Source organism: Burkholderia cepacia, from assembly GCF_001718835.1.
GTDB lineage: Bacteria > Pseudomonadota > Gammaproteobacteria > Burkholderiales > Burkholderiaceae > Burkholderia > Burkholderia cepacia_F.
Genome location: NZ_CP013444.1, coordinates 582,722 through 599,181, shown reverse-complemented (window position 1 = coordinate 599,181; position 16,460 = coordinate 582,722). Strand labels below are relative to the sequence as shown.

General features: G+C 67.5%; 15 protein-coding genes. 1 reads left to right on the top strand and 14 read right to left on the bottom strand.

What is annotated here, in order from left to right; all coding sequences use genetic code 11:
* Positions 1–118 precede the first annotated feature (118 nt).
* The 7 genes from WT26_RS23085 to WT26_RS38530 all read right to left on the bottom strand — a co-directional run bounded on the left by WT26_RS23085 (position 119) and on the right by WT26_RS38530 (position 5,742).
* Positions 119–706, bottom strand: a complete 588-nt coding sequence (locus WT26_RS23085; protein ID WP_069270941.1) for a DUF1842 domain-containing protein — start codon at positions 704–706, stop codon at positions 119–121.
* Between the two features lie 47 nt (positions 707–753).
* Positions 754–1,371, bottom strand: coding sequence for a DUF1842 domain-containing protein (locus WT26_RS23080; RefSeq protein ID WP_059958767.1), 618 nt, complete (start codon positions 1,369–1,371; stop codon positions 754–756).
* A 49-nt stretch (positions 1,372–1,420) separates the two neighbouring features.
* Entirely contained in the window at positions 1,421–1,609 is a 189-nt protein-coding gene (locus tag WT26_RS23075; protein WP_059749228.1) for a DUF1843 domain-containing protein, read from the bottom strand.
* Between the two features lie 351 nt (positions 1,610–1,960).
* Positions 1,961–4,300 carry a sigma-54-dependent transcriptional regulator gene (locus WT26_RS23070; RefSeq protein WP_059805046.1) on the bottom strand — a complete coding sequence of 780 codons (2,340 nt, stop codon included), beginning with the start codon at positions 4,298–4,300 and terminating at the stop codon, positions 1,961–1,963.
* A gap of 406 nt (positions 4,301–4,706) precedes the next feature.
* Positions 4,707–4,913: a hypothetical protein gene (locus WT26_RS23065; RefSeq protein WP_059946194.1), complete on the bottom strand. Its 207-nt coding sequence runs from the start codon at positions 4,911–4,913 to the stop codon at positions 4,707–4,709.
* Between the two features lie 14 nt (positions 4,914–4,927).
* Positions 4,928–5,296, bottom strand: a complete 369-nt coding sequence (locus tag WT26_RS23060) for a DUF4148 domain-containing protein (protein WP_415872275.1) — start codon at positions 5,294–5,296, stop codon at positions 4,928–4,930.
* A 230-nt stretch (positions 5,297–5,526) separates the two neighbouring features.
* Complete coding sequence (locus WT26_RS38530; protein ID WP_231130511.1) at positions 5,527–5,742, bottom strand: hypothetical protein; 216 nt, start codon at positions 5,740–5,742, stop codon at positions 5,527–5,529.
* A 281-nt stretch (positions 5,743–6,023) separates the two neighbouring features.
* On the opposite strand from WT26_RS38530, the gene WT26_RS23050 reads away from it, so the two are divergent.
* A complete protein-coding gene (locus tag WT26_RS23050; RefSeq protein ID WP_069274035.1) occupies positions 6,024–6,296 on the top strand; it encodes a DUF4148 domain-containing protein in 273 nt (90 codons plus the stop codon).
* A 61-nt stretch (positions 6,297–6,357) separates the two neighbouring features.
* On the opposite strand, the gene WT26_RS23045 is transcribed toward WT26_RS23050, so the two are convergent.
* The 7 genes from WT26_RS23045 to pnuC all read right to left on the bottom strand — a co-directional run bounded on the left by WT26_RS23045 (position 6,358) and on the right by pnuC (position 16,458).
* Entirely contained in the window at positions 6,358–7,779 is a 1,422-nt protein-coding gene (locus WT26_RS23045) for a heavy metal sensor histidine kinase (protein WP_069274034.1), read from the bottom strand.
* Positions 7,776–8,459: a heavy metal response regulator transcription factor IrlR gene (gene irlR / locus WT26_RS23040; protein ID WP_034205392.1), complete on the bottom strand. Its 684-nt coding sequence runs from the start codon at positions 8,457–8,459 to the stop codon at positions 7,776–7,778. Before irlR ends, WT26_RS23045 begins: the two co-directional genes overlap by 4 nt.
* Positions 8,459–11,683, bottom strand: a complete 3,225-nt coding sequence (locus WT26_RS23035; RefSeq protein WP_069274033.1) for an efflux RND transporter permease subunit — start codon at positions 11,681–11,683, stop codon at positions 8,459–8,461. The genes irlR and WT26_RS23035 overlap by 1 nt, the downstream gene beginning before the upstream one ends.
* A gap of 32 nt (positions 11,684–11,715) precedes the next feature.
* Complete coding sequence (locus tag WT26_RS23030) at positions 11,716–13,179, bottom strand: efflux RND transporter periplasmic adaptor subunit (RefSeq protein WP_069274032.1); 1,464 nt, start codon at positions 13,177–13,179, stop codon at positions 11,716–11,718.
* Between the two features lie 9 nt (positions 13,180–13,188).
* Positions 13,189–14,487, bottom strand: a complete 1,299-nt coding sequence (locus WT26_RS23025; protein WP_069275114.1) for a TolC family protein — start codon at positions 14,485–14,487, stop codon at positions 13,189–13,191.
* Between the two features lie 132 nt (positions 14,488–14,619).
* Positions 14,620–15,822: a phosphotransferase enzyme family protein gene (locus tag WT26_RS23020; RefSeq protein WP_069274031.1), complete on the bottom strand. Its 1,203-nt coding sequence runs from the start codon at positions 15,820–15,822 to the stop codon at positions 14,620–14,622.
* A gap of 24 nt (positions 15,823–15,846) precedes the next feature.
* Complete coding sequence (gene pnuC, locus WT26_RS23015; RefSeq protein ID WP_069274030.1) at positions 15,847–16,458, bottom strand: nicotinamide riboside transporter PnuC; 612 nt, start codon at positions 16,456–16,458, stop codon at positions 15,847–15,849.
* Positions 16,459–16,460 lie beyond the last annotated feature (2 nt).

The following is a 16,460-nucleotide window of genomic DNA, read 5'->3' as shown; positions in this document are numbered from 1 at the left end:
TTCGATTGTCGTTTCACTCGCGTGGACCGCTCGGGCGATCGGGCTGCCCGCGGCTTTCCTGCCGGGTGTCCGGGACGCGCGCCGCGGCGGCGGCACGCTTCCCGCTCGCCGCAATCGCTCAGTGCCGCGCTTCCAGCCGCGCGATCTCGGCAATCAGGCCGGCCAGCGCTTCCTCGAGGCGTCCGGCATCGGCGAGCTGTTGTTCCGCCTCGCGGGCAAGCGCCTTCATGCGGCTGAGGTCACCCGATTCCCGCGCCTGCTGCAGGCCGACGCCATACAACGGCACGACGGGCTGCTTGTCGGACTCGAGCGGCTGCAGCGTGCCGACGGCGGTCATGATCGCGTGTTCGACTTCGCGCCAGCGTTCCCCGTCGAAGAACCGGTAGCTGGCGACACCCGACTTCCAGTCCGCGTCCACGATGCCCTGGAGCTGGAACGTTTCGGCCAGACGGCTGGTCGGCCCCGATGGGCTGCCCTGCAGGCTGAGGACCAGTTGCGTCCTGGCGCCGGGCACCAGCACCATCGGGTTGAATTGGCCCCACACCTGCGCACGAAATTCGAGCGTCGGCCAGGTCGTCTGGCTGATGCGGGCGACGCCGCTGACTTTCTTGGCCGGCGGGTTGACGACCAGCGCCAGCGTGAGGACCGGTGCGCCTATCACCGGCGTTGCGACGCGGAAATTCACGGGAAAAAGTGCGGCGGACATGACGGTAGCTCCTGTAGCGAATGGTGATCGGGAAAGCCCGGCCGGGCTCAATGTCCGGCTTCCAGGCGGGCGATTTCCGCTTTCAGCGCAGCCAGCGCCGCCGTGATTTCGTCGCGGCTCTGCAGCTGATGATTCGCCGCAGCGGCAACCGTCTTCATGTGTGCGAGGTCACCGGAGGCCGTCGCCTGGTGAATGCTCACCCCGTACAAGGTCTGCGATCTGCCATACAGGCTCGGGGTCACTGGACCCGGCTCGAGCGTCACGAATTCCCGATCGATCCTTGCCGGTACGTTCTCGATGTCGTGCCAGCTGCCGTTGTCGAAGTAGCTGTAGGAGGCCACGCCTCGCTGCCAGTCGTTTTCGAGCACGAGTTGCAGCTTGAACGTCACGACGGAATTCGAGGTCGGCCCGCCGTCATTGCCCTGCAGCGTCACCAGAATGCGCGTATTGACGGGCGGCATCAGTGCCATGTAGGTGAAGTCGCCCCACACGTCGGCATGAAAGTCGACGGGCGGGTTCACCGCCTGCGTGACGGTCGCGGTGCCGACCAAACTGCGCTCGGGGGTGTCGACGAGCAGCGCGAGCCTGAGCGTCGGCGCGCCGGGCATCTCCGTGCCGATGACGTAGGCGACCGGGAACAGCCCTGCAAGTGTCTTCTCGGACATCTGATCCTCCTGGGTGGTGAATGAAACGGCAACGCGCGTCGACGACCGGTCAGGCCCGTTCGCGCTTCACGATTTCCTGCTTGAGCTTGCCGACCGCTGCGGCAAGGTCGCCGTGCTGCTTCAGGACCTCTTCGGCCTGGCTCAGCAATGCCTTCATTTTTGTCAGATCCCCTTCCGATATAGCCTGGTGGATCGCTACACCGTAGGGCGGAATGACGTGCCCGGTTTCCCTGTTCATATCGTTCTCGCTAAAAAGAGGGTCGTCCTGATTCGCGGAGCCTCCGCGAGCATCAGATAAAGCAACGCATGTGCCAGGCCCCGTGCGTGCCGTGCGCGCGCGCAAGACCCGCGGCGGCTCGTCGATCGACGGACGAATTCGTCCGGTCGCACGCCGTGCGATGGACGCATTCGTCCATGCGCGGCGGGTTGAATCCGCGTGACGGATGACGCGACGGCGGCGCCCCCGGGCTAAAGGAAGGAATGCTTGAATGAGCGCCGTGAGCGAGGCGGAAAACGGAGCGGCGCGAAGGTAGCGCGCCTGGCCTGGGCGCACCGGCACTGACGACAGGCGCGAAGCATGACGACCAGGTCAGCGGCCCATTCCGTCGTGCGACGCGTTCAGGAAATCGCCGTAACGCAGCCCCGGCAGCAGCCCGGATGGCTGAATCAGGCCAGTGCCCGGGCACGCGGCCGCAGACACGTGCAGCACCCGCTCGGGCGTTTCGACGGCTGGCGCCGTCCGCCCGGTCTGTCGCAGCAGCTCCGCGAGATAGGTCGCCGCGGCAAGTCGCGCGGGTACCGAGCCGAGGGCCAGCGCCGTCGAGATCGCGATGCGCAGCCCTTGCTCGGCCGCGCACGTGTCGCCGAGCATCCATTGCGCACGTGCCTTGATGATCAGCAACTCGCCGAGATAGGCGCGCTCATGCCTGCGGATCGCTTCGTCGATCGCTTCGGAAACGAGCGCTTCGCATTGCCGCGCACGCCCCGTGCTCAACAGGATCTCTCCATGCTTCCAGGTCTTGATCGAGTAGAAGAGCGCACCGCCCTGCTTCGCGATGTCGTTGTCATAGCCGTCGATCAACAGCGCCTCGGCTTCGCCGTGCTTTCCGATCGCGCTCAGATAGCAGGCGCTGAATATCCGTCCCGCGCCACCGCAACAAGGCGGACCACCGGCCGACGGCGCCGCATCGAGCGCGCTCATCAGATTCCCGAGCCGATCGACGTCGTCGAAGCGCATCGCGAGCCATGCGGCGCCTTGCAGATCGACGACATGACCGGGCGAATGCGGATGCTCGTCCTCCGTTCGCGCGATCAATACGTCCAGCGCGCGGCGTGCATCGTCGACGGCCCCGGTCTGGTAGGCCGCGAGCCCCTCGAACGTCAACGCGAGTCCCGCGACATCGACGCCCTGGAGCCCGGGCCGGCGGTCGGTGCGGCCGATGCCGCGCAAGCCGCCGCGGGACAGCGATGCCAGCGCCTCGTCGCTGTCGCCGAGCCAGAACAACGTCATGGCGAGCGCCACGTTGGCCTCGTCGAGCATGGGTCGATTGCCCATCGCATGCGCCCGCTGGAGCAGTTCCTGTGCCGTCGCGCGCGCCTTGTCGAGCTGCAGTGTCACCAGCTGCGTCGTCCAGATGCCGAATTGCACCACGGCGAGTTCGCACGGGTTGCACACGCCGTCGCCAATCGATAACGCCGCCGTGTAACAAGCCATCGCATCGGGAAACAGCCAGCCGTGGATGCCGCGCAAGCCGACGGCGAGCAGGCGATACGCGCCGAACTGCAACTGGCGGCTGTCTTCGGTCTGGCTGCCTTTTTGCAACAGGTCGAGACACCGGTGCAGCAACGGAACCGCATCGCGCAACTGCGCGGCGCAGACCAGCGCTTCCGCGCGCTCCAGGCACCGCGTCGCTTCCCCGTGTTGCGATTCGCGCGCCTTGAGCCGGCGCTCGACCACCTTGCGGCCGACGCCGAGCAACGCGGCCGCCGCGCTCTTGTTGTACGAAGTCCTCTCCAGCGCGCGATCGATCAGCAGGCTTTCGGCTACGGCCAGCTTGTTGTCGCCGTCGAGCGCCAGCAGACGATCCGCGAGATGGACACGCGCGGCGTCATCACACGCCTCCGTTGCCAGAAATGGCTCGAGGGCGCCTGCGTCGACCCGAGCCTGCGGGGCGAATACGCTCACCTGACTGACGAGGTTGTGCAACTGGCGGACATTGCCTGGCCACGGCTGTTCGCACAAACGCTTGAGGGCCGCCGGCGTGAACGCGATTGCGCGCGCCTGCTGGGCAGCAAAATGAGCGACGAGGAGCGGGATGTCCTCGTTTCGTTGCGCGAGCCCCGGCACGTTGAGAATGCATGCCGCGAGCCGGTAGAACAGGTCTTCGCGGAACCGGCCGGCGCGCGCTTCTTCCTGCAGGTTGCGATGCGTCGCCGCGACGACGCGTCCTTCGAAGCGCACGCTTGCCGATGCCCCGATCGGCCTGAACGTGCGCGTTTCAAGCACGCGCAGCAATTTCGGCTGCAGCGCAAGCGGAAGCTCGCCGATCTCGTCAAGAAAGAGCGTGCCCGCCCCCACTTGCTCGAACAGGCCATGATGGTGTTCGACGGCGCCCGTGAAGGCGCCTCGCACATGACCGAAAAACTCCGCTTCGATCAGGTCGTGCGGGATGGCGCCGCAATTCACGTCGATAAACGGCAGGTCGCGACGCGGCCCGTTTGCGTGTACACGCCGCGCGACCAGTTCCTTGCCGGAACCGGTCGGCCCGACGATGAGCAGCGTGTGCTCGGTCGGCGCGACACGGTCGATCATCCCGACCAATTGGCGAAATGCGGACGACACGCCGATCAGCGCCGGCGCTTCACGTGCGGTCGTGTCGCATGCGCGCGCCGCCGGGCCGAAACCTGCCCCGTTCCGTATCGAATTCATTGCGCGATGCGCGGAAATCGCGCGACGTCGTCGGCCCGCCAAACGGCGGTGACGGCACATGCCGTCGCGCCTGGATCGGGCGATCTGCCCGCGTTGCGGATTTCTGTCCCCGGTCTCGCCATGCTCTTTCCTGTTCTGTCGAATTCGAGAGCGATGTTCTTTCAAGTTTCCTTCTTTCGACAAAGCGCGATGGCCGCCCCTGTCGAGTCAACCCGCCAACGCATTTCTTGTTCAAGAATCCTGATGTTGCCGATCTTTCAACCGCAGGTTGGGTGAGGTTTCAAATAGTGTAGTGGGAATTCGCAGCGCTTGAATCAAAAGAAACGGGGTGTGAATAACCAATTCGAAGCGCATATTCTGAACGCGCAACAATCTTCACGTTTGTGCACGACAAGCGGATGGATGGCTACCACGTCGTCGCGCCCGCCGGATACGTGTCGACGATGCGAGATCCGCTACCGGGCGCGACGACCTCGTCACGCGTAGTCAACTTCGATTGCTCCGCGCGCTTGCGCGCCTCGTGGGACAGCACACGTTCCGGCCAGCCGTCGGTCATCGCGGCAGATGACGACAGGCATGCTGCGACCACGATCCATCTTGCGAAACTGCGCATGGCGATCTCCGAAATCAGCGAACCGCAAAGCGCTCGTCGTGCGCATCGAACATCGGCGCCTGTTCGCCGCCATGGACGGTCGCGCGGTGAATCTCCTTATTGCGCTCGATGAGCGCGGGACTCGGCGGGTAGTCTTGCTTCGTGCTCGGGATCACGCCGTCGTGCCGAGCCTGCAGGAGCTCCCGGAGAACTTCCTGTCGAGTCTTCGATTGTGCGGCCGCGCCTTCGGCAAATGCCGCGATCGAAAGCGACGCGGCGGCAATGGCGATCGTGAGTCGCAGGCGTTTCATGTTGTTCGCTCCTTGCAGGAAATCGTGAAAGGAGCCTTCACTATGATTCGCAAGCGGTGCGCACGCGTGATCGCCACATGACGTTTCCGTCACGCGGCGCCCGCCCGATGCCGGCGAGCCGGTGAAGCCACACGCACATGAAAAAAATGTCATCTACGAATCAGGTTCGCGCAGCGTCCCGTGGTTAGGATCGGCAGTGGTGCGGGTGATATCCGTCCCTGAACCACGCGACGCATGGCGCTGCCGCAAGGCACGGCCACGCATTCAGCCCGGACGCGCGATGTGTCCGGGCTTTTTTTCATGCATGGCCGCGACAGCGGCGATCATTGCGCCGCGCGGGGTTGCGGAAATACGCACGGATGCGTCTTGACGTGCAGATTGGGATTGCCGCAGCGGTGTCCCGCATAGTCGACCTGTTCGCCGGGCGCCGGATACCCGGCAACCGCCTTCCTATCGCCGACACCCGAGGAAACGCATCCGGCGAGCAACGGAATGATCAGGACTGCGATGACGGAAAGACGACGATCGATGTGATTCACTTTGCGGGTCGGAATTGAAGTGGAAGCAGGACCGTCCGCTTTCCGGAGCGCAAGCGCGAACGGCATGGATGCCACGGCTACCGCCGGGCAGCGATCCGTGGCCCACTTCATCTTCGTCCCGGCGCGCATCGCATCGATGACGCGGGCATGACGATTGCGTCATGTCGGCCACGCGCCCGAATCTGACGCAATTCTCATTTTCCGATCATGGAAGCGCACGGCCGGCTGCGCATACTGGCTTCACGGCTCGCCAACCGGCGGCCACGTTCAAGGAGAACGCAATGAAAGCAGCAAGGATGGCAGCACTGTTCGTCACCGCCACGCTGTCGCTCGGCATCGCGGCCCAGGCCGCGCATGCGCAGGGCAAGACCCGCGCGCAGGTCGTCAACGAACTGAAGCAGGCGCAGCACGACGGCGTCGTGCCGACGAGCAAGACGCAGTATCCTGCGACCACCGGCATCGTCACGCGCAACAAGGAGCTTCACGGGATTTCGGTGCATGCGGGCGACGCGTCGCCGCAGGCCGACCGCCATGACAATCTCGCCGGGCGCTGACACCGCGCCCTCCCCGCATCGGGCACCCGCACGGCGCACGCGCCGGTGCGCGAGCGCGACGTCACGCGCGAGGCAGCTTCGCCACGACCACCCGGTGCGGAAAGCGCAGCCAGAACGTCGTGCGCCGGCCGGGATCGCTGTCGACGCCGCATTCGCCGCCGTGATTGTCCATGATCGACCGGACGATCGCGAGGCCGAGCCCCGTGCCCGATGCGGAGTTGTGCCGCGACGGATCAACACGATAGAAGCGCTCGAAGATCCGCCCGACATGCTCCGCGGCAATGCCCGGCCCCGTATCCGACACGGCGATCGTCGTCGCGCCGTCCGCGCCCATGCAGTCGATCGCGATCACGCTGCCGCGCGGCGCATAGGTCAGCGCATTCGACAGCAAGTTGCTCAGCGCGCGCTGGTACAGCGTCAGGTCCGCGTCGACCCACGCGTGGCCGTCCACCTTGACCGACACGCCGGCGTCCTCGGCGAGCGGTTCGTAATAGCCCGCGACGCGTTCCGCCTCCACGGCGGCGTCGAGGCGGCGCACGTCGATCGACGTGCCGGCCTGTTCCGAGCGCGCGAGAAACAGCATGTCCTCGATCATCCGCGACAGCCGCTGGTATTCGTCGATGCTCGACTCGATCACGTTCCGGTATTCGTCCGCGCTGCGCGGCTGCGACAGCACGACCTGCGCGGCCGCCTGAAGGTTCGTGAGCGGCGTGCGCATGTCGTGCGCGAGATTCGACGAGAACTGGCTCAGCCGCGTGAACGATTCGTTCAGCCGCTCGAGCATCCCGTTGAATGCATGCTCGAGCTCCTTCAGCTCGCCCGACGTATCGAGTTCCGGCAGCGGATGGGCCAGCCGGCTCGTCGACATCTGCTCGGCCCGCGCCGCGAAGCGCCGCAGCGGGCTCAAGCCCAGCGCCGCGATGCCGTACGCGATCGCGGCCGCGAGCACCACGCCGAACACCTCGATCACGACGATCGTATAAGCATGCGTGCGCAGTTGCTGGATGTCCGCGCGCCGGTCGTACTGAACCACGACGCGCACGACGGGCGCGGGTGCGGCTGCGCCGGCAAGCGGCGCGGTCGCGACGAGATAGCTCAGGGTCGAGCGCGGCGCGACGAAGGCCGCGGGCATGTTGCGCGCGTCCAGCGACAGCAGCGGCGCATAGGCGCTGAATCCGTCGGTGCCGACGAGGCGAGTGCCGGCGGCGTCGTAGATGGCCAGCTCCATGTTCGGATGACCATGCAACTGGTCGATCCAGATGTCGGTATTGCGCGCGACGTCGGCCGTCGTGCGCGCCTCGGCTAGATGCGTGCGCAATGCGGCGACGATCCCGCTCAACTGCTCCGCGGCCGTCGTCTCGACGCGATTGCTCAGCGCTTCGTAGAGCGCGACACCGCTCGACGCGAGGATCACCGACGTCGACAGGATGATCAGCGCGGTCAGGCGTCCACGCAGCGTGCGCGGCAGCAGGCGCGCGATCATGCGGCCGCGCCGCCGCGCGTTTCGAGCACGTAGCCCATCCCGCGCACCGTGTGGATCAGCTTCGGTTCGTACGCGTCGTCGATCTTCGAGCGCAGCCGCCGGATCGCCGAATCGACGACGTTCGTGTCGCTGTTGAAGTTCATGTCCCATACCTGCGACGCGATCGTCGCGCGCGGCAGGATCTCGCCTTCGCGGCGCATCAGCAGCCACAGCAATGCGAATTCCTTCGCGGTCAGCAGGATCGTGTCGCCCTGCCGGGTCGCCTTGCGGCGCGTCAGGTCGAGTTCGAGGTCGGCCACGCGCAGCGTGTTCGAGTCGCGCGGCTGGCCGCGCCGCAGGATCGACTTGATGCGCGCGGTCAGCTCGACGAAGTCGAACGGCTTCGCGAGATAGTCGTCGGCGCCGAGCTCGAGCCCCTTCACGCGATCGCCGACATCGTCGCGCGCCGTGAGGAACAGCACGGGCGTCGACTTGCTGCGCCGCAGGTTCTGCAGCAGTGTCCAGCCATCCTGCCCCGGCAGCATCACGTCGAGCACGAGCAGGTCGTACTCCTCGGTCTCGGCCTGATGCTGGCCCGTGATGCCGTCCTCGACCCAGTCGACGACGTAGCCGGCCTCGGTGAGGCCCTTGCGCAGATACGCGCCCGTCTTCGGTTCATCTTCGACAATCAGAATTCGCATCACGCATTACCCTTGAAGAGACCGATCCGTCTCAGCATCCGAATCGGCGCACCGGCGCCGAGCCCGGCCCTGAACGCCGTTCGCCACGACATCGCATGGCTGACGCGATACAGCACGGGCAGCACCAGCAGCGTCAGCGCCGTGGACGACAGGATACCGCCGATCACGACCGTCGCGAGCGGGCGCTGCACCTCGGCGCCGGTGCCGGTCGCGAACGCCATCGGCAGGAAGCCGAGCGACGCGACCAGCGCGGTCATCAACACGGGCCGCAGCCGCGTGAGTGCACCGTCGCGCACGGCAGCATCGAGCGGCATCCCTTCGTCGCGCAGGTTGCGGATGAACGAGATCATCACGAGACCGTTGAGCACGGCGACGCCCGACAGCGCGATGAAGCCGACCGCCGCCGTGATCGACAGCGGAATCCCGCGCAGCCACAGCGACACGACGCCGCCGCTCAGCGCGAACGGAATGCCGGTGAACACGAGCAGCCCGTCCTTCACGTTGTTGAACATCACGAACAGCAGCACGAACACCATGAACAGCGCGAGCGGCACGACGAGCTTCAGGCGCTCGCTCGCGCTTTGCAACTGCTCGAACTGGCCGCCCCACGACACCCAGTAGCCGGCCGGCACGCGCACGTCCTGCTGCAACCGCTCGCGCGCATCGGCGACGAACGAGCCGACGTCGCGGCCGCGCACGTTCGCGCTGACGACCACCCGCCGCTTGCCGTCCTCGCGGCTGATCTGGTTCGGGCCCGGCGCGACGTCGATCGTCGCGAGTTCGGCCAACGGCACGTACGGTGCCGCCGCGAGCGGCGCGCCGGCGCCGGCGGCCGGTGCGGGCAACGCGATCGGCAGCCGCTTGATCGCCTCGATGTCCGAGCGCAGTTCGTCGGGCAGCCGCACGACGATGTCGAAACGGCGGTCGCCCTGGAACAGCGTACCGGCCTTCTGCCCGCCGACGGCCGCCGCCACCGAGTCCTGCAGGTCGGCAACGCTCACGCCGTAGCGCGCGAGCTTGTCGCGGTCGAGGTTGACCGTCAGCACCGGCAGCCCGGTCGTCTGCTCGACCTTTACCTCCGACGCGCCCGGCACCTTCTGCAACGCGGCCGCGATCTGTTCGCCGGTCTGGTTCAGCACCGCCATGTCGTCGCCGAAGATCTTCACCGCGACGTCGCTGCGCACGCCCGAGATCAGCTCGTTGAAGCGCAGCTGGATCGGCTGAGAGAACTCGTACGCGTTGCCCGGCAGCTCGGCGAGCGCCTCCTCGATCTCGCGCACGAGCTGGTCGCGCGGCTTCTTCGGGTCGGGCCACCGGTCGGCGGGCTTCAGCATGATGTAGCCGTCGGACAGGTTCGGCGGCATCGGGTCGGCCGCGATCTCGGCCGTGCCGGTGCGCGCGAACACGCGCTCGATCTCGGGAAAGCGCGCCTTCAGCGTCTTCTCGATCGACTTCTGCATCTCGACCGACTGCGACAGGCTCGTGCCGGGAATCCGCAGTGCGGAGACGGCCAGATCGCCCTCGTTGAGGCTCGGGATGAACTCGCTGCCGAGCCGCGTGGCGAGCCCGAGCGTGAGCGCGACGATCGCCGCCGCGCCCAGCATGACCCGCGCCGGACGCACCATGAACGCGGCGAGAACCGGTTCGTATGCGCGCCGCGCCCAGCCCATCAAACGGTTCTCCTTCTCCTCGACACGCTCGCCGATGAACAGCGCGACGGCTGCGGGAATGAACGTGACGGTCAGCACCATCGCGGCCGCGAGCGCCATCACGACGGTGATCGCCATCGGGTGGAACATCTTGCCTTCGACGCCGGTCAGCGCAAAGATCGGCAGGTACACGACCATGATGATCAGTTGCCCGAAGATCAGCGCGCGGCGCGCTTCCTGCGATGCGCCGAACACTTCCGCAAAGCGCTCGTCGCGCGTGAGCGGCCGGCCGGCCGCCGCCTGCGCATGCGCGAGCCGCCGCACGCAGTTCTCGACGATCACCACCGCGCCGTCGACGATGATCCCGAAGTCGAGCGCGCCGAGGCTCATCAGGTTCGCGCTCACCTTCGCGTTGACCATGCCGGTGAAGGTCATCAGCATCGATAGCGGGATCACCAGCGCGGTGATCAGCGCCGCGCGGATGTTGCCGAGGAACAGGAACAGCACGGCGATCACGAGGATCGCGCCTTCGAGCAGGTTCTTCTTCACCGTCGAGACGGCCTTCTCGACGAGCACCGTGCGGTCGTACACCGGAATCGCCTTCACGCCGGCCGGCAGCGTGCGGTTCACGTCCGCCATCTTCGCCGCGACGGCATTCGACACCGTCCGGCTGTTCTCGCCCATCAGCATGAAGACCGTGCCGAGCACGACTTCCTCGCCGTTCGACGTCGCGGCACCGGTGCGCAACTCGCGGCCGATGTCGACCACGCCGACGTCCTTCATTCGCACCGGCACGCCGCCGACGTTGGTCAGCACGATGTTCGCGATGTCGTCGACGGTGCGCGCCTGGCCCGGCACGCGCACGAGATACTGCTCGCCGCGCTTTTCGATGTAGCCGGCGCCGACGTTGTCGTTGTTGCGCTCCAGCGCGCGCACGACGTCGGCGAGCGTCAGCCCGTACGACATCAGCTTCGCCGGGTTCGGCGCGACACGGTATTCCTTCACGTAGCCGCCGATCGAGTTGACCTCGGTCACGCCGCGCACGTTGCGCAGTTGCGGCCGTACGACCCAGTCCTGCAGCTCGCGCAGGTCGGCCGCCGTATAGCGCGTGCCGTCGGGCTTGCGCGCGGCGGCGTCGGCCTCGACGGTCCACAGGTAGATCTCGCCGAGGCCCGTCGACGTCGGCCCCATCGCGGGCGCGATGCCGGCCGGCAGCTTGTCCTTCGCTTCCTGGATGCGCTCGTTGACGAGCTGCCGCGCGAAATAGATGTCGGTGCCGTCCTTGAAGATCACGGTGACCTGCGACAGCCCGTAGCGCGAGATCGAGCGCGTCTGCTCGAGGCCCGGCAGCCCGGCCATCACGGTCTCGATCGGGTAGGTGATGCGCTGCTCTGCCTCGAGCGGCGAATAACCGGGCGCGGACGTGTTGATCTGGACCTGCACGTTCGTGATGTCGGGCACCGCGTCGATCGGCAGCTTCTGGTAGCTGAACACACCCAGCGCGGCCACGGCCGCGACCGCCAGCATCACGAGCCAGCGGTGCGCAATCGCAAAGCGGATCAGGCGTTCAAACATGGCAATGATCCTTTGAAACCGAAAACGGCCGCTTACTCATGTTCGGCGCTCCCCTTGCCGAGTTCGGCCTTCAGCACGAAGCTGTTCGACGCCGCATATTCCTGGCCCGGCTTGAGCCCCTTCAGCACTTCGGCGGACTGCTCGTCGCGACGGCCGATCTCGACAGCCTGCGCGACGAATCCCTTGGGCGAGCGCACAAACACGGAAGGTGCGCCGTCGACGTCCTGCAGCGCGTCGCTCGCCACCGCCAGCGGCACGCCCTGCTTGCCCGCGTCGACCGACACGTTCACGAACATCCCGGGCCGCCACACGCCGTCAGGGTTCGGCAACACGACGCGCGCCGGCGCGGTGCGCGTCTGTTCGCCGAGCAGCGAGCCGACGTATGCGATCGGGCCGCTCGAACGCGATTCGAACGCGGTCGCGATCACGGTCGCGTCGCGGCCGACGCGCACGTCGTTGAGCCGCTGTGCCGGCACGGCCATTTCGGCCCACACGGTCGACAGGTCTGAGATCACGAACATGCTCGCATCGGCGGCGATCGCTTCGCCGGGCGTCGCATGCTTCTCGACGATCGTGCCCGCGAACGGCGCACGCAGTTCGTAGCGGTTCAGCGCGCCCGCGCCGATCGGCGCGTTCAGCGCGGCGAGCTTCTGCCGCGCGTTCTGCACGGCGATCTCGGCTTCACGCAACTGCACCTGCGCCTGCTGGTAATCCTGTTCGGCCGAGATGCGCTCCTTCCACAGCGTCTTTTCCCGTTCGTAAGTGATGCGGGCCGCGGACAGGCGGCGCTCGGCCGTCAGCAGCTCGCTGCGCCGGTCGGCGAGATCGGTGCTCGCGATCACGGCGAGCACCTGCCCCTTCGCGACGTTCTGCCCCAGCGACACCGACACCTGCTCGACGATGCCGGCCACGCGCGGCACCACGTGCGCGGTGCGGTCCTCGTTGAACTTGATCTCGCCCGGCAGCTGGAACGGCGTCGCGATCTGCGCGGGCCCGGCCTTCGCGAGACCGATCCGCGACGCCGCGATCTGCGCGTCGCTCAGCGCGAGCGCGCCGTCCGCCCGCGAGATCGGGAACGCGGCTGTGCCGCCGGGCCACTTCACGTCGATCGTCGCGTCGAACACGTGCGGCTTCCAAATCGGCTGCGCGGACGTGAATTTTTGGCCCGATGGGTCGAACCGCACGGCTTCGCGCGAACCATCGTGCCGGACCAGCGCACCGGTTATGGACACGCCGTCGCCGGCCGGCTTGCCGTCGACGAACGGATAGACGACGAGGCGCGCGTCGCCGGGCTTCTCCGTCATCACGATCTCGACGGACAGCTTGCCGTTCTTCAGCGCGACGCCGCCGTATCGACCGGCGGCTTCGGAGGCTGGCGCGACGCCGGCCGCGCCGGGCGCGGATGCCTGATCCGCACCGCTGCGGGCGATGGCGACTGCTGCGACGATGACGCCGGCGACGGCCACCGTGATGACGAGGAGTTTGCTGCGCGACATGAGGGTCCTTCAGGGTGAGGTGGGCGGCGTTTGCGCGACGCCCGCCAGCGGCGTACCGACGAGCCGGCCGATGTCGGCGCGGGCAGCATGTGCATCGGCAAGCGCCCGCACGTACTGCGATTGCGCCTGGAACAGCGTGCGCTGCGCGTCGAGCACGTCGAGGAAGCTGAACTTCCCGAGTTCGTAGCCACGCGACATCGCGTCGAGCGCGAGACGCGCGGCCGGCAGGATGTCGGCCTTCAGCCGCTGCGCTTCCTGCGCGGCGGCCTCGAAATTCGCGTATGCCTGCGTGAGCTCGAGCCGCAGGCGCGTGCGTTCGCGATCGAGATCGGCGTTCGCGCGCGCGGCCTTGTGCGTCGCCTCGAGCAGCGCGCCCTTGTTCGTGTTGAACAGCGGAATCGGGATCGACACGCCGACCACGGCCTGGTTGTCCGGCACGCCGCCCGTCACGACCCGCTTCATGCCCGTGCTGACGGTGACGTCCGGAATGCGCCGCGCGCGTTCGAGCGATACGGCCGCGTTCGAGCGCAGCATCTCGGCGCGCGCGATCCGCGCGAGCGGCGCGTCGTCGAGTTGCGCGGTGAGCGCGGCAAGCGGCGCCACGGCCGGCATGGCTTCGAGGTCGCCGACCGCGACGCGCGCTTCGGTGCGCACGCTGCCCGTCGCCGCGTTCAGCTTCTCGCGTGCGACCTCGACACGGCCGCGTGCGGTCACGACTTCGATCTGCACGCCGGCCGCCGCCACGTGCGCCTTGGTCGCCTCGACCGGCGACACCTTGCCGGCCTGTGCACGACGGCTCGCGAGATCCGCGGAGCGCGCGGCGATCGCGGCCGATTCCTCGGTGACCTGAAGCTGGCGCTGCGCGGCGAGCAGCCCGTAGAACGCGGCGATCACGTCGGCGCGCACGACGGCGCCCTGTTCGTCGAGCGTCGCGACGGCGGCTTCGCGGCCGTAGGCGGCGACGTCGAGCCGCGCGCTACGCTTGCCGCCGAGTTCGATCGTCTGGTTGACCAGCGCGGTCGTGGTGCGCTCGGTGCCGCCGAAGCCTTCCTGCAGCAACGACAATTCGGGATTGGGCCGCGCGCCGGCCTGCATCAGCGCACCGACGGACGCGTTCGAATCGGCGAGCGCGCCGCGCAACGCAGGGCTGTTGCGGTCCGCGATGCCGAGCGCGTCGGCGAGCGTCAATGGTGGGGAAGAAGCGGCGGTGGCCGCGTCGCCGGGTGGCGCTTGAATCAGAGAAGGCTGGGCATGAGCCAAAGCGACCGCCGCGAGAAAGGCGAACGCAGCCAGGTTGCGCATGAGCATGTTCGAGTCTGCATTGACAGTTTCGCGACCGATGCTACGGTCCGGCCGCAGTGCGAACATGAGGCGAAGATGACATTTCCGTCATTTTTGGCGCGCGTTCGTGCTGCGCGGCCGCCGCATGCGACGCATCGTTCAGGCGATTCGATTGCGTGTGCGCCTGCGGTGTTCGAGCCAATCGAGCAGTTGCCGCCCGTCGCGTTCACCGAACCACCGCGCGTGCCCGATCAGATACCCGTCGTACGCGACATCGACCGTCTCGGGCGAACCGACGATGCCGTCGAAATACGCAACCTCGGACAGCGCGAACTCCGTGTGCACGATCGGCAGCATCGCGACCAGTGCCGCATAGGCTTCGTCGCCCAGTGGTTCGAGTGACTCATACCCGTCGAGCAGCGCGTCGATCTGCGCATACTCGACGCGGCGCGCATCGGCCGGCGCCATCCAGTCGACCGTATTGCGCTCGATCGCGAGCGCAAGGTCCATCACGGCACAGGTGCGATCCGACAACCCGAAATCGAGCACCGTCCGCACCTGTGCGCCGGGCCCCGCCTCGGTCCACAGCAGGTTCGACGCATGCCAGTCGCCGTGCGTCCACAGCGGCGGCAGCGCGGGCAGCAGCGGCACGAGACGCGCGTGATACGGGCCGATCGCGTCGGCCACGTCGCCGCGCCAGTCGCGCGAACCGAGCGCACGCACCAGCAGCGGCTGCGCCTCGACCCAGCGTTCGAGCGCGCCGGGCAGATCAGCCGACGACAGCACCCTGAAGCTCGACAGCAGCAGCCGCACCGGCCGGGCCGGCGCATCGAAGCCGGCCGCCGCATGATGCAGGCGCGCAAGCGCTTGCCCGGCCGCGTAGGCGTGCGAAGGATGCGTGAACGGCTGCCACGACATCACGCCGCGATACGCATCGCATCCGGGCGCCGCCGCGTGCACCTCGTAGGTCCAGTCGCCGAGCGTCACGGCGGTCGCGCCGTCGCGGTCCGCCAGGATGTCGGGGACCGGAATGCCGCGTTCGCGCAGATGCGCGATGAAACGATGCTCCTCCTCGAGCCCCTCGACATCGCGCAGGCTCACGTGATGACGCTTGACGAACAGCGCGCGGCCGCGCGCGGCATGAACCAGCACGGCCGCCGCGAACTGCCGCGGGCTGTGCCACGCGAGCTGCGCCGGCGGCCCGGCGTCGTCGATCCGCGCGAGTATGGCCGCCACCTCGTCGTGCGTCATCAGCGGCCAGTCGCGTTCGGCCTGTTCGCCGTCGACACCGAATTGCGGCGGCGCGATCGCGTCGGCGTCCGCGTGGGCCACGAGCGCGGTCGACTCGGTCGGATTGGACATCGGCGACAGGCCTCCGGAAATGAATCAGCTCGCTGCCGCGCGCACCGCCGCGGCCGTGCGGCTCCAGTCGCGCCAGCCGACGACGGCCAGCCCGATGAACAGCGCATAGAGTCCGGCCGTCAGATACAGCTCCTTGAACACGAACATACCGACGTACACGACGTTCACGACGATCCACAGCCCCCACGAAGCGATGTATCGCCGCGCGGTCCAGTATTGCGCGACAAGGCTGAATGCGGTCAGCGACGCATCGACGAACGGCAGCGCCGCATCGGTCCAGCGCGCCATCATGCCGCCGAGCAGCGCACTGCCGACGACGGCCGCGATCAGGTCGGGCAGCACCTTCGCGGGCGTGACGCCGCTGACCGGCACGACGGCGCCGTGCGACGCGGCGCCGCCGGCCGTGCCGTGCGCGCGATCCACGCGCTGCGCGAGCCAGCGTTGCCAGCCGTACACCTGCAGCACCGCGAACGCGCCCTGCAGCAGCATGTCCGAATACAGCTTCGCGTCGAAGAAGATCCAGCCGTACAACGCGACCGACACGAGCCCGACCGGCCAGCACAGCATGCGCCGCTTCGCGGTCAGCCAGATTGCGAGCGCGCTGACGATCACGCCGGCGATTTCGAGGGTGGACATCG